At 40.1% G+C, this 14,288-nt stretch carries 10 protein-coding genes and 1 pseudogene; 10 read left to right on the top strand and 1 reads right to left on the bottom strand.

The features are described from left to right. The first annotated feature begins 75 nt into the window (after window positions 1-75). The 8 genes from metK to truB all read left to right on the top strand — a co-directional run bounded on the left by metK (window position 76) and on the right by truB (window position 9,135). Window positions 76-1,344, top strand: a complete 1,269-nt coding sequence (gene metK / locus V4B17_RS00525) for a methionine adenosyltransferase (protein WP_455479589.1) — start codon at window positions 76-78, stop codon at window positions 1,342-1,344. Further along, a complete protein-coding gene (locus V4B17_RS00520) occupies window positions 1,341-2,042 on the top strand; it encodes a tRNA (guanine(46)-N(7))-methyltransferase TrmB (RefSeq protein WP_455479588.1) in 702 nt (233 codons plus the stop codon). The genes metK and V4B17_RS00520 overlap by 4 nt, the downstream gene beginning before the upstream one ends. A gap of 127 nt (window positions 2,043-2,169) precedes the next feature. Then, window positions 2,170-2,799 (top strand): ribosome maturation factor RimP, encoded by a 630-nt coding sequence (gene rimP / locus V4B17_RS00515; protein ID WP_455479587.1) that lies wholly within the window; start codon window positions 2,170-2,172, stop codon window positions 2,797-2,799. Window positions 2,800-2,868: 69 nt separating this feature from the next. Beyond that, on the top strand, window positions 2,869-4,479 hold the full coding sequence (gene nusA, locus V4B17_RS00510) for a transcription termination factor NusA (RefSeq protein ID WP_455479586.1): 1,611 nt from the start codon (window positions 2,869-2,871) through the stop codon (window positions 4,477-4,479). Then, window positions 4,480-5,115 (top strand): RNA-binding protein, encoded by a 636-nt coding sequence (locus V4B17_RS00505; protein WP_455479585.1) that lies wholly within the window; start codon window positions 4,480-4,482, stop codon window positions 5,113-5,115. It begins immediately after the preceding gene. Then, window positions 5,112-7,634 carry a translation initiation factor IF-2 gene (gene infB / locus V4B17_RS00500; protein ID WP_455479584.1) on the top strand — a complete coding sequence of 841 codons (2,523 nt, stop codon included), beginning with the start codon at window positions 5,112-5,114 and terminating at the stop codon, window positions 7,632-7,634. The genes V4B17_RS00505 and infB overlap by 4 nt, the downstream gene beginning before the upstream one ends. 129 nt (window positions 7,635-7,763) lie before the next feature. Next, window positions 7,764-8,171: a 30S ribosome-binding factor RbfA gene (rbfA, locus tag V4B17_RS00495; RefSeq protein ID WP_455479583.1), complete on the top strand. Its 408-nt coding sequence runs from the start codon at window positions 7,764-7,766 to the stop codon at window positions 8,169-8,171. A gap of 4 nt (window positions 8,172-8,175) precedes the next feature. Further along, entirely contained in the window at window positions 8,176-9,135 is a 960-nt protein-coding gene (gene truB / locus V4B17_RS00490) for a tRNA pseudouridine(55) synthase TruB (RefSeq protein ID WP_455479582.1), read from the top strand. A 447-nt stretch (window positions 9,136-9,582) separates the two neighbouring features. Here the strand turns inward: truB and V4B17_RS00485 are convergent, their stop codons facing one another. Beyond that, the gene (locus V4B17_RS00485; RefSeq protein ID WP_455479581.1) at window positions 9,583-11,211 is read right to left on the bottom strand and encodes an MFS transporter; all 1,629 of its coding nucleotides are present in this window, start codon (window positions 11,209-11,211) and stop codon (window positions 9,583-9,585) included. 317 nt (window positions 11,212-11,528) lie between these two features. Between V4B17_RS00485 and rpsO the strand changes: the two genes are divergently transcribed. After that, window positions 11,529-11,798: a 30S ribosomal protein S15 gene (rpsO, locus tag V4B17_RS00480; RefSeq protein ID WP_455479580.1), complete on the top strand. Its 270-nt coding sequence runs from the start codon at window positions 11,529-11,531 to the stop codon at window positions 11,796-11,798. Between the two features lie 245 nt (window positions 11,799-12,043). After that, window positions 12,044-14,244, top strand: a pseudogene (gene pnp, locus V4B17_RS00475) (polyribonucleotide nucleotidyltransferase). Window positions 14,245-14,288 lie beyond the last annotated feature (44 nt).

Below are 14,288 nucleotides of genomic sequence, written 5' to 3'. Positions count from 1 at the left end.
TCGTGGGATTGGCAAATAAGAGCAGCTTTAATAAACAATTGATAAACTATTGGTTTTCTTTTTGAAGGAGTTCCCATGCCGCATCAAGATTATCTTTTTACGAGTGAATCGGTATCGGAAGGGCACCCTGATAAAATTTGCGATCGTATTTCCGATGAAATCGTTGATATGATTTATAAAGAAGCTCAAAAAACCAGTACTGATCCATGGCTGGTGCGGATCGCTTGTGAAACCCTTGTCAGTGTAAACCGTGTCGTTATCGCTGGGGAAGTGCGTGTTCCTGATACACTCTTGAAAAGAGATAAAAATAAAAAATTTATCTACGATGAAATGGGATTTCCACTCATTAATCCTGCCCGTTTTCGTGCAGTAGCACGCCGTGCTATTCGTGCAATTGGTTATGAACAAGCAGGATTCCATTGGAAAACTGTTAAAATTGATGTCCTTTTGCGCCCACAATCAACTGATATCGCACGCGGAGTTGATAACGCTACAGATCGACATGGTGAAGAAGGAGCAGGTGATCAAGGTATCATGTTTGGATATGCTTGTCGTGAAACACCTGCACTCATGCCTGCACCAATTTATTATGCGCATAAAATTCTTAAACTTCTTTCTGCAGCCCGCCATAAGAATGAAGGAGAAACCGGAAAATTAGGACCAGACGCTAAAAGCCAAATAACAATACGATATGAAAATGGAAAGCCTATAGAGGTAACATCCATCGTTCTTTCAACACAACATTTGGATAAAAGTTGGGATTCCAATAAAGTACGTACAGTAGTTGAACCATATATTCGTCAAGCTTTGCAGGATATTTCTATTTCGGATCAATGCCGTTGGTACATTAACCCGACAGGAAAATTTGTTATTGGTGGTCCTCAAAGTGATGCAGGATTGACAGGACGCAAAATTATTGTTGACACTTATGGAGGTGCAGCACCCCACGGTGGTGGTGCTTTTTCAGGAAAAGATACAACAAAAGTTGATCGTTCTGCAGCTTATGCTGCACGCTATCTCGCTAAGAATATTGTTGCAGCTGATTTAGCGGAACGGTGCACCATTCAACTTTCTTATGCAATTGGCATTGCACAACCTTTATCCATTTATCTTAATCTCCACGGAACAGGAAAAGTCGATGAAAAAATTCTCGAAGCAGCTATCCGTAAAATAATGGATCTTTCACCAACGGGCATTCGAAAACATCTTGATCTCAATAAACCTATTTATACAAAAACAGCTGCCTATGGTCATTTTGGACGAAAGCCAAAACGTGATGGTTCGTTTTCATGGGAAAAAACTGATCTGATTAAAATACTTCAAACAATGATTAAAGTGCCATGATTGACCATGATGCGCGTATATGTAAAACTTTTTTTGGTCGCCGACAAGGAAAGCGGCTGCGAAACAGTCAGCTTGCGCGTATAGAAATGCTTCTCCCAACTCTTAAAATTGATTTAAATACTCTTCCACCCTTAGATTTAGCATCCTTATTTCCAAGCAAAGTAAAAGAAGTCCGCCTTGAAATTGGTTTTGGTGGAGGTGAGCATTTACTTCATGAAATGGAACATTTTCCACAAACTGGTTTTATTGGTGTAGAACCCTTTGTCAATGGCATGGCAAAAATATTGATGTCCCTTGAACAGCATCAACAGCATAAAAACAATATTCGCCTTTATGATGATGATGCCACACACCTCCTTGATTGGCTTCCAGATGCATCGCTTGATGGAGTAGACCTCCTTTATCCTGATCCATGGCCTAAAAAGAAACATTGGAAACGGCGTTTTATAAACATAAAAAATCTTAACCGTTTTGCTCGCATTCTTAAAACAGGAAAAAAATTCCGTTTTGCTAGCGATATAGATAGTTATGTAAACTGGACCCTCTACCATTGTGCACAACATAGTAGCTTTGAGTGGAAAGCAGGAAGTCCTCAAGATTGGAAAACCCCTTATCCGCTGTGGATAAGTACCCGCTATGAAGCAAAAGCTCTACACGAAGGACGAACCCCCACCTATCTTACCTTTATAAAAAAATAAACGGTGAAATGCTTTTCTTATAAATAGCTTGAAAAATTTTGAATTTAATAGTATCAACAATTAAATTCTTGGTCTTGTGATGAGGAGTGGGTCTTCAGATCCGCTCTTTTTTAATGCCATCAAACTGATGAAAACGACTTGGATCAAATGTATGAATGAAGCTGAAAAAATAAGTGATTTTGACGAACTGCTTCTGTTTGAAGAAGATGGCATCGAAGCACGTGTTGCTGCTCTTGTAATACCATTGCTTAAACCTCTAGGTTTTCGTTTAGTTCGCGTAAAACTTCTTGGTTTGAATGGTTTAACTCTTCAAATTATGGTTGAACGCGCTGATGGCTCTATGACCGTAGAAGATTGTGAGACTGTTAGTCGAACTGTTTCCCCTCTTCTTGATGTACAGAATATTATTGAACGCAAATACCATTTAGAAATCTCGTCTCCTGGAATTGATCGTCCACTGGTAAGAAAATCTGATTTTCTTCATTGGCAAGGGCATATTGCAAAAATTGAAACCAAAATAGCAATTGATGGGCGCAGAAAATTTCGTGGAACACTCAGAAATATCACGCAAGATGGGTTTACTTTAAACACTGATAAAGCTGCTTATGGAGAAGCCATGTATACCTTTATTCCTTTTTGTGATATCATAAATGCACATTTAGTGCTCACCGATGACCTTATTCGTGATGCATTGAAAAAAAATAAAGATTTAAGTCAACAATTAATTCCCGAAAGTAATTCTAACACCTCACAATAGACGCTAAATTACAAGAATTAATATCACTGGGAAATGCCTTATTGTGTGGCATAAAAAAGGAGAAAGTTGATGGCTACAAGCACTAACAGGCTTGAAATTTTACAAATTGCAGAGGCTGTTGCGCGTGAGAAGTCAATTGGCCGTGAAATTGTCATTTCTGCAATGGCCGATGCTATTCAGAAAGCGGCGCGTTCTCGTTATGGTCAAGAAACCAATATCCGTGCCGAAATTAATTCCAAAACAGGTGAAATTAAATTACAACGTTTGCTTAAAATTGTAGATGTCGTTGAAGATTATACAACTGAAATTACTTTGTCTGATGCACTTAAACGCCAAGCGGACGCAAAAATTGGTGATTTTTTCTTTGATCTTTTACCTCCTATGGATTTTGGGCGTATCGCAGCGCAATCTGCTAAACAGGTTATTGTACAAAAGGTACGCGACGCAGAGCGTGACCAGCAATACGAAGAATTCAAAAATAAAATTGGTGAAATTATTTCTGGTACAGTAAAACGTGTGGAATATGGCAATGTTATCGTTGATCTGGGACGCGGTGAAGCTATCGTGCGCCGTGATGAATTAATTCCACGTGAATCTTTTCGCTATGGAGATCGCATTCGTGCCTTTGTCAATGATGTTCACCGTGAATCGCGCGGCCCACAAATTTTTCTTTCACGCACACATCCTCAGTTTATGGTAAAGCTTTTTACCACAGAAGTACCAGAAATTTATGATGGTATCATAGAAGTTAAGTCTGTTGCCCGTGATCCGGGTTCACGTGCTAAAATTGCTGTTGTCTCACGTGATGGTTCCATTGATCCAGTTGGGGCGTGTGTTGGAATGCGAGGAAGCCGCGTACAAGCTGTTGTTGCGGAGTTACAGGGCGAAAAAATTGACATTATTCCTTGGTCCCCTGATGCTGCAACATTTATCGTCAATGCGTTGCAACCCGCTGAAGTTTCCAAAGTTGTCCTCGATGAAGACGCAGAACGTATTGAAGTCGTCGTACCTGATGACCAGCTCAGTCTTGCTATTGGTCGACGTGGCCAAAATGTTCGTTTAGCCTCACAATTAACGGGGTGGAGTATTGATATCTTAACGGAACAAGAAGAATCTGAAAATCGCCAAAAAGAATTTACTGAACGCAGTAGATTGTTTATGGAATCCTTAGATGTTGATGAAATGATCGGACAAGTTATGGCATCAGAAGGCTTTTCCTCCATTGAGGAAATCGCCTATATTAATCTCGAAGAAATCGCCTCCATTGATGGTTTTGATCATGAAACTGCTGCTGAAATCCAAAACCGTGCGCGCGAATATCTCGAACATAAAGAAGAAGAGCTTGATGAGAAGCGTAAGAAACTTGGTGTTTGTGACGAATTGCGAACACTTCCTGGAATGACAAGTGCTATGATGGTTGCTGTTGGTGAAGATGGTGTAAAAACAATGGAAGACTTTGCTGGTTATGCAGTCGATGATTTGGTTGGCTGGAAAGAACGCAAAGACGGTCAAATACAGAGTTTTTCTGGTATCTTGACCCCATTTGATATTACACGTGCTGATGCAGAAGCTATGGTTTTATCCGCACGTGTGCAAGCTGGTTGGATAGATCAAGCTGATCTTGTTGCAGAACTTCCTGCAGAAAATGAAACAGATAATTTGAATGTGGATACACTTTAAATGAACGAACGGACCTGTATTGTGACAAGAAAAAATGCTTCAGCCGAAACGCTGATCCGTTTTGTTGTTGGTCCAAATAATCAAATTGTTCCTGATCTTAAATCCAATTTGCCTGGGCGTGGCGTTTGGGTTTCTGCTCGTCATTCCGCCATTGAAGCAGCAATCAAACAAAAAGCTTTTAAGAGAAGTCTTAAAACAGATGTTGAAGTTGCACCAAATCTTGCAGGTATTGTTGATACACTTTTACTAAAAGCTGCTCTTTCAAGCCTTTCTATGGCACGAAAAGCTGGTGCCATTGTGATGGGGGCAACAAAAGTTGATGCAGCTATCCGCTCTGGTCAAGTTATTCTTGTACTTCATGCCAAGGAAACTACGGAAGATGGAAAACGAAAAATTGCACAAGCTATCCATACAATACGACAACAAACAAACCGGAATATAAAAATCATATCTTTATTTACAAGTGATGAAATGCGAGTGGCTTTTGGTGCTAGTCCTATAATGCATGCAGCCTTATTAGACACAAAAGCTGCCGGAGGATTTCTTAGAACAGCATGTAAACTACTCGCCTATCGTGATGAAAAGCACAACAAGCCTGGTGAGATGACGGCTCAAGCCGTGAAGGAAATACAATGAGTGAAAATAACAACGACAAAATGACAGTCAAAAGGACTTTAACACTAAAACGGTCAGTCCTAGAAACAAGCACGGTCAAACAAAATTTCAGCCATGGCCGTACGAAGGCTGTAGTTGTCGAAACTAAACGGCGCAAAATTGCGCGACCTGATGAAAAAGCTGAAATACAACAGCCAATTACGAAACCACATGTAGCTCGCCAACGTTCTAAACCACGATTCGAAGAGACCAAGCAGAGCGAACCTGTTGCTGAAAGCAATCTCTCGTCAGCTGAAATGGAAGCAAGGCTTCGCGCGTTAAAAGAGGCGCATATCCAAGAAAAAATAACGCGTGAAAAAGCTGAAGAAGAAGCAAAGCATGCAAAAGAACGTGAAGAAAGTTTGCGGCAGGCAATTCAAGAAACAGAAGTACATCAAGAAGAAGGAAATCCACAGGTGCAGACTCCCCTTCTTCCCTCTTCTCCCTCCCTCATGGAACCGATAGATATCCCTATCATGCCTAAAAATACAACTGTAATTGAAAAACGCAAGGCAGATGAAAATAAAGAGGACGATAGACATAGCCGACGCTCTAATCCTGCAAAATCAGAAGTGCGTGCACCAAAAGCTGTAAAAGGTGCTGATGAGCGGCGCCGTGGAAAGCTAACCCTCAGTAGCGCTCTGGACGAAGAAGGTAACGCACGTGGGCGTTCAATGGCTGCAATGCGCCGCAGGCAGGAGAAATTTAAACGTGCACAAAACCAAGAGCCAAGGGAAAAAATTTCTCGCGAGGTTGTTCTTCCTGAAACCATTACTATTCAAGAACTTGCGCAGCGTATGACTGAGCGCTCCGTTGATGTGATTAAGTTTCTTATGAAACAGGGACAAATGATGAAACCGGGCGATGTTATTGATGCAGATGTTGCTGAGCTCATTGCCGTTGAATTCGGTCACACTGTTAAACGTGTTTTAGAATCTGATGTAGAAGAAGGTATCTTTAATATAGCCGATAATCCTCAAAAAATGCAACAGCGTCCACCTGTTGTAACAATTATGGGTCATGTCGACCACGGAAAAACCTCCCTTCTAGATGCTATTCGAAAAGCAAATGTTGTTTCTGGTGAGGCAGGTGGTATTACGCAACATATTGGCGCTTATCAAGTGGAGCAGAACGGTCAAAAAATTACCTTTATTGATACACCTGGACATGCTGCCTTCACTGCCATGCGTGCTCGCGGAGCTCGTGTTACGGATATCGCCGTTCTGGTTGTAGCCGCTGATGATAGCGTTATGCCGCAAACGATTGAATCAATCAATCATGCCAAAGCTGCTGGTGTGCCAATTATTGTTGCTATCAATAAAATTGATAAGCCAGCTGTTGATACTCAAAAAGTACGTACAGAACTTTTACAACACGAAGTTTTCGTTGAAAGCATGGGTGGGGAAACTTTGGAAGTTGAAGTTTCTGCTAAAACCGGGCAAAATCTTGATAAACTTCTCGAAGCTATTCTCCTGCAAGCTGAAATTCTTGATCTCAAAGCAGATCCAAAACGAACAGCAGAAGGTGTTGTTATTGAAGCCAAATTGGATCGGGGTCGCGGTTCTGTTGCAACAGTTCTTGTTCAAAAAGGCACATTGCATCCTTCTGATGTTATTGTTGCTGGCAATGAATGGGGTCGTGTACGTGCTTTGATTGATGACCATGGCCGCCATATAAAAGAAGCAGTTCCCTCTACACCCATTGAAATTTTGGGCATGCAAGGAACACCACAAGCTGGTGACCGTTTTGCTGTTGTCACCCATGAAGCAAAAGCACGGGAAATTGCTGAATATCGTCAGAGATTAGCACGTGACAAAGCTGTAGCTCGGCAAACAGGTTCTCGCGGTTCTCTTGAACAGATGATGACTAAATTACAAACCACTGGTGTCAAAGAATTTCCTCTTATTATTAAAGGGGATGTACAAGGGTCAATTGAAGCAATCGCTTCAGCATTAGAGAAGCTAGGGAATGAAGAAGTACGTGCGCGCATTGTGCATTCTGGTGCTGGAGGTATCACTGAAAGTGATATTTCTCTTGCTGAGGCTTCCAACTCTGCTGTGATCGGCTTTAATGTTCGAGCCAATAAACAAACACGTGATTTAGCAAAAACACAAGGAATTGAAATTCGCTATTATAACATTATTTATGATCTTGTTGATGATATAAAAGCTGCCATGTCAGGATTACTCTCACCAGAGCAGCGTGAGACTTTCCTTGGTAATGCTGCAATTTTGGAAATCTTTAACATTACAAAAATTGGAAAAGTCGCTGGATGTCGCGTTACAGAAGGTAAAATAGAACGGGGAGCTGGTGTCCGCCTTATTCGCGATAATATTGTCATTCACGAAGGAAAACTTAAAACACTTAAGCGCTTTAAGGATGAAGTCAATGAAGTACAAAGCGGTCAAGAATGTGGAATGGCATTTGAAAGCTATGAAGATATCCGTGCAGGAGATACCATTGAAACCTTCCGTATTGAACATATTGATCGTACATTATAAAATAATCCAACGCCTTTACTCTTTCGTAAAATGAGAACAGTTATTCGATTTTATGCACGATGCCTCTATTCTTTCTTAATTTTTTAAGTCGGTAAAAAAAAGAGCAGTTGTAACAAGGATAGCACTTTGATGAAAAATGCAGAGCCATCACAACGACAGCTAAGAGTAGGAGAACAAGTGCGCCACGCGATAGCTCATATGCTACAGCGTGGTGTTTTACTCGATGATGTCTTGAAAAATATGGTAATTTCTGTCTCTGAAGTACGTATGTCAGCAGATTTAAAAATTGCTATCTGCTTTGTCTCTCCTCTCAGCACTCTAAAGAATACATCTTGTATTGATGTTATTGATATCCTCAATAAACATAGCCGTTTTATCCGTAAAGAAATCAGTCATGCATTGCGACAAATGAAATATATGCCTGAACTGCGTTTTCGGCTTGATAGCAGTTTTGATAATTTTTCAAAAATTGATGCTCTGCTTCGCTCACCTGAGGTGGCACGCGATCTGCACCGCAATGATGAGACTGAGGATTAAAAGTATGGCACGGCAACGCAAAAAAAAAGGCCGTTCTGTTTCTGGATGGGTAATACTTGATAAACCAAAAGGGATGAAGTCAACAGAAGCTGTCTCTCAGATCAAATGGCTCTTTCATGCACAAAAAGCAGGACATGCGGGTACGCTTGATCCTCTTGCTTCTGGCCTCTTTCCAATTGCATTGGGCGAAGCAACAAAAACTGTTCCATACGTTATGCAAGGCACAAAAACTTACCGTTTTCACATCGTTTGGGGAGAAGAACGATCAACAGACGATCTAGAAGGAGAAGTAACAAAGACGTCTCTCAAACGTCCAACGAAAAAAGAGATACTTGCCCTTCTCCCTCACTATACAGGCGTTATTTTGCAAGTGCCTCCACAATTTTCAGCAATTAAAATTTCTGGTAACCGTGCCTATAATCTGGCACGTGAAGGTGAAAGTGTTGAAATCCCGCCGCGCCAAGTGGAAATAAAAACTTTCAAATTAATAGAAACTGCTAGCAAGGAACGTTCTATCTTTGAAATAACCTGTGGAAAAGGAACTTATGTGCGCTCTTTAGCACGCGATATGGGACGTGCTCTCGGTTGTTATGGGCATATTGCTGATTTAAGACGTACTGCAGTAGCACCTTTTTGTGAAGATGATCTCATCACATGGGACACGCTAAAAATGGTAGGACTTGATACAAGTGTAATAAATGAAAACGACACTCTCCCCAAAAGAAATTTTTCAACACTTGATGCACTTTTAATTGAAACAGGTGCCGCGCTGGATTGCCTCTCTCATTATACCCTTAACGAGGACCAAGCACAGCGAGTCATGATGGGTAATTCAGCGCTCCTCTGTGATCAAAATGCACCTATTGATGAAGATGAAGTTTGTGTTATCTACAAAGGCCAACTTCTTGCTATAGGAACTCTTGAAAAAAATTTATTCAAGCCAAAGCGTATTTTCACAGTTTAATCTACTCTTTCTTAAAACTATCTCTCAGAAAAAGAGAGTTTTTTATATCAATATCGCTCTACACTCAATTTTTTACGATAATGCATCTCATAATCTAAATCAGTAATATGTTCATAAGTCTAATTCTAGCTTGCATGATACAGAATAAGTATCTTTTTTATTGTTTTAGATTGTCTTCTTTGATCATTCTGGATACACGTGCATATCTATAATATTAAGAAGATTTTGTAGAATAAGAAACGCAGGATTTAGCTTAAATAAAATAGTAATATTCATGACTTCTAACTGCCTGTTTGGCAAAAATTTATCCTCAACTCACAGATAGAATAAAGTGCTCGTTGTAATATCTTATTTTCTGTTATTTTATTCATGCAAACAAATTTATTCCATAAAGATAAATTGTGCACATTTAACAGTTTATAAAAAACTGTTTTGATCCTCGTATCGTTAAGGTAATTGGTCAGTAGAGGGCTTCAGGTGCATTTCACTAACATTTGGTATTGTTTGCCGCTCAATCATCCGGCGTACTTTTATGCCGTTAGGGGCACGATTTAAGTTATGCAACAGCTTGTTTACCTCTGCATCTGCTTTTATGCGACGGCGATTATGGCGCAAATAATCTACCCACGTTGGCATATGATACGCTTCTGTCCAATATTCAGGCCTTTCAAGATCACGTAAAAGAACCCATTGACGAGCACCATCACGTAAACGAATATGGCGACGACGTGTCATCACTTTGAGAAATTCTTCGAGATCGCTTTCATAAATTTGATAACTGATCATAATCATGATTGGACCGCTTTGTGCTTTTAAATCGAGCAAAAGCTCTGGTTCTCTAAAATGATCAAGGGGATCTAGATCTATCTGGGGAATTTCCTGAATTCTAAATTTTATCCCTGTAAGAGCCCCAAAAATCAAGAACAGAGAACAAAGACTCAAAGCAACCGTTGGAGAATAACCATCAGCCAAAACGCCCCAAATTACGCTTCCAACTGCCATTCCTCCATAAGATGCTGTTTGGTAAAGTGCTAAGGCACGTGCAACAACCCAGCGCGGTGTAGAAAGTTGTACGGATGTATTAAACAGTGATAACGCTAAAACCCAACACAATCCTGCAGGAAACAAAGCAATATGGATTACAATCAATGAACAACTTATTGCTAAAAAAAAGCAAGAAGAGGCAAAACCAATAAATGCACTTGTGATAATCGTTTCTGAACGAAAATAATGCCGTACAGATGAATTAATAAGACCTGCTGTCATGGCTCCAAGACCAAAACAACCAAGCAATGTCCCATAAAGAAGAGCGCTTCCTCCAAGAATTTTATGCACAACAACTGGCAAAAGTGCCAAGATCGAAATCGCTCCAATACCAAACAGGAACGCTCTGACCATAATGCTCAAAAGATTGGGTGACATTGCAACATAACGTACACCGTCTGAGACAGCTCCTAAAAGTCTTTCTCGTGGTAACCTGTTGTTTTCATAGCTTGGTTTCCATAAAAACAAAGCACCAATTAAAGGAATGTGACTTATCGCATTGAATAAAAAAGCTGCGGATGCACCCAGAGTAGCAATGATAGCACCACCAATAGCAGGACCTACACTACGCATCAAATTGAAGCCAACACTGTTTAAACTAACAGCAGTAGGAATATTTTCTCGGCTCACAATATCTCCTATTGTTGCTTGCCAAGAAGGATTATAAAAAGCAGTTCCACATCCAATCAAAAATGTAAAACATAATAAAGTTCCAGGTGTTAGAAAGTTCATATAGGATAAAGCAGCCAAACTCATTGATATAATCATCATCATAATCTGCGCGCACAACATAATTTGGCGGCGATTAAAATTGTCAGCTAATGCTCCTGCCATTAGAGAAAACATAACAAGCGGTAATGTGGTAGCACTTTGAACAAAACCGACCATGGAATGCGAAGAACTAATCAACGCCATTAACCACCCTGCTCCTATGGCCTGTATAAGACCTCCTAAATTAGAAATGAGAGTGGATGACCACAAATTTCGAAATACCGCATTACGAAAAAGTTCTAATGTTAAAATGCTTTGCATCTTTTGTCTCCCAATCGATATCTATTGCTTTTTACCATACACACTCTCTAAAGTAGTAATCTTTGTACCAAAAGGATGCATAATTCTTTAAAAATTTCTCACAAGCCCCTGTTAAAATCAATATTCCAAAACAAAATCCTTTATCTGTAGTAAGCTCTTCAAGATTCTTTTAAGGACTAGTATTTTAACCTTCTTTCCTATATAAGTGCTAAAATGGGTGAGAGTTTTTACTCTTCTTTTTTCTTCACAGACCCTTGCTGAACGACATCTCGGCTATGGGTGACTTTTGTTTCTTTGTTTTTTGAAAGGATAACGCGATGTCGATTACAGCTGAACGTAAACAAGCTCTTGTCGCAGAATATGCAAACAAAGTCGGTGATACAGGATCACCAGAAGTGCAGGTCGCTATACTTTCTGAGCGTATTTCTAATTTAACTAACCATTTTAAATCTCATAAAAAGGATAACCATTCTCGTCGTGGTCTTTTGAAGATGGTGTCTCAACGTCGTCGCCTTCTTGATTACCTGAAAGGAATTGACCAAAATCGTTATCATATACTTATCAAAAAATTAGGTTTGCGGCGCTAAAAGAAAAATGAGTGGATGGTTTTTCTAAAAAAAATCATCCATTTTTTCAGCTTTTTGCTTTTCGTTAAAAACTTAAAAATTGACGAATAATCATCATGGGGCAGGATTGCTGGTTGCTTCACGTTTAAACTGCGATTTACTCCTTTTTTCTTGAAAAAAAACAAAAGTGTCTTGTTGTCCTGTCCGTAGCTTTCAAATATGCTACGCAAAATCAGAATGTGAGCGCTAGTCATTAAGGATAAAAAATGTTCAAAACGCATAAGATAGAAATTGAATGGGCCGGACGGCCACTCACCATCGAAACAGGAAAAATAGCGCGTCAAGCCGATGGTGCAGTAATTGCTACCTACGGAGAAACTATTGTCTTAGCAACCGTTGTATCGGCAAAAAGTCCAAAACCAGACCAAGACTTTTTTCCACTCACCGTTAATTATCAAGAAAAATCCTATGCTGTCGGCAGAATTCCCGGTGGTTTTTTAAAACGTGAAAGCAGGCCAACCGAAAATGAGACATTGATTTCACGTTTAATTGATCGTCCCATTCGTCCCCTCTTCGCCGATGGCTATAAAAATGATACACAAGTTATTGTTTCCGTTATACAACATGATCTCGAGAATAATCCTGATATCCTTGCAATGATTGCAGCCTCTGCCGCATTGACTTTGTCAGGTATTCCTTTCATGGGACCCATTGCTGGTGCCCGTGTTGGTTACTGTAACGGACAGTATGTTTTAAATCCTCATATCGATGAAATACCTGAATCAAAACTTGATCTTGTTGTTGCCGGAACAGAAAGTGCTGTGTTGATGGTTGAATCAGAAGCACACGAATTACCGGAAGACATCATGTTGGGAGCCGTTATGTTCGGACATAAAGGTCTTCAACCTGTTCTTGATGCCATTATCAAGCTTGCCGAAGTTGCTGCAAAAGATCCACGTGATTTTGTTCCTGAAGATCTCTCTGATCTCAAAAAAGCTATGATGGAAATGGCCGAACAGGATATACGAAAAGCTTACACAATTACCGATAAACAAGAACGTTACGCTGTAATTGATGCACTGAAAACAGACGTTATCAATAAATTTATGTCAGAAACGGAAGAAAATTGTAAGTTTAGTGCAGATCAAATTGCAACCGTTTTCAAACAGTTGCAAGCAAAAATTGTTCGCTGGAACATTCTTGATACGAAAAAGCGTATTGATGGACGCGACCTTTCAACAGTACGCCCCATTCAATCGGAAGTTGGTATTTTACCCCGCACACATGGATCGGCACTCTTTACCCGTGGAGAAACACAAGCAATTGTTGTTGCAACACTCGGAACTGGAGAAGATGAACAATATGTTGACTCCTTAACAGGTATGTATAAGGAGACATTCCTCCTCCATTACAATTTTCCACCTTTTTCAGTAGGTGAAACAGGACGTCTTGGCTCTCCTGGCCGTCGCGAAATTGGGCATGGCAAATTAGCGTGGCGTGCGCTTCATCCTATGTTGCCGACTAAAGAATCTTTTCCTTATACCATTCGTGCTGTCTCAGAAATTACTGAATCCAATGGATCTTCTTCCATGGCAACTGTTTGCGGCACTTCACTTGCTCTCATGGATGCCGGTGTTCCTCTGGCACGTCCTGTTGCAGGTATTGCTATGGGCTTGATTAAAGAAGGGGAACGCTTCGCTGTTCTGTCTGATATTTTAGGAGATGAAGATCATCTTGGAGATATGGATTTTAAGGTAGCGGGAACAGAAAATGGTATTACTGCCTTGCAGATGGACATCAAAATTGATGGTATTACCGAAGAAATTATGAAAATCGCACTTGAACAGGCCAAGGATGGCCGAATTCATATTCTTAACGAAATGGCCAAAGCTTTGACCAGTGCACGTGCTGAACTTAGCGAGTTTTCTCCACGTATCGAAATCATGAACATTTCGGTTGATAAAATTCGCGATGTTATCGGCTCTGGCGGTAAAGTTATTCGAGAAATCGTTGAACAAACTGGAGCAAAAATCAATATTGAAGATAATGGAACAATTAAAATTGCTTCTGCCGATGCTAAAACCATTGAAGCAGCAAAACGCTGGATACATTCCATTGTTGATGAACCTGAAGTTGGTGCTATATACCAAGGAACAGTTGTAAAAACGGCAGAATTTGGCGCATTTGTAAACTTTTTTGGCTCACGTGATGGGCTCGTTCATATCTCTCAACTCGCATCAGAACGCGTCACAAAAACAACAGATGTTGTTAAAGAGGGTGATAAAGTTTGGGTTAAATTAATGGGCTTTGATGAACGTGGCAAAGTTCGGTTATCAATGAAAATCGTTGACCAACAGACTGGTGAAGAAATTACAAGTGATAACTCATAAAAGAAGAACAGGAAAAATACATGGATGAAAAAAATAAATTCGAAAACAGGTGTCATCGTAAGAAAAAAGAAGTGTAATCTTTTCTCTTGTCATGAAATAAAATGCCATCCTAATATCAGAA

It is taken from the genome of Bartonella sp. B23, from assembly GCF_053793815.1.
Note: the sequence above shows the minus strand (reverse complement) of the source record. Positions and strands in the feature narration are given on the sequence as shown.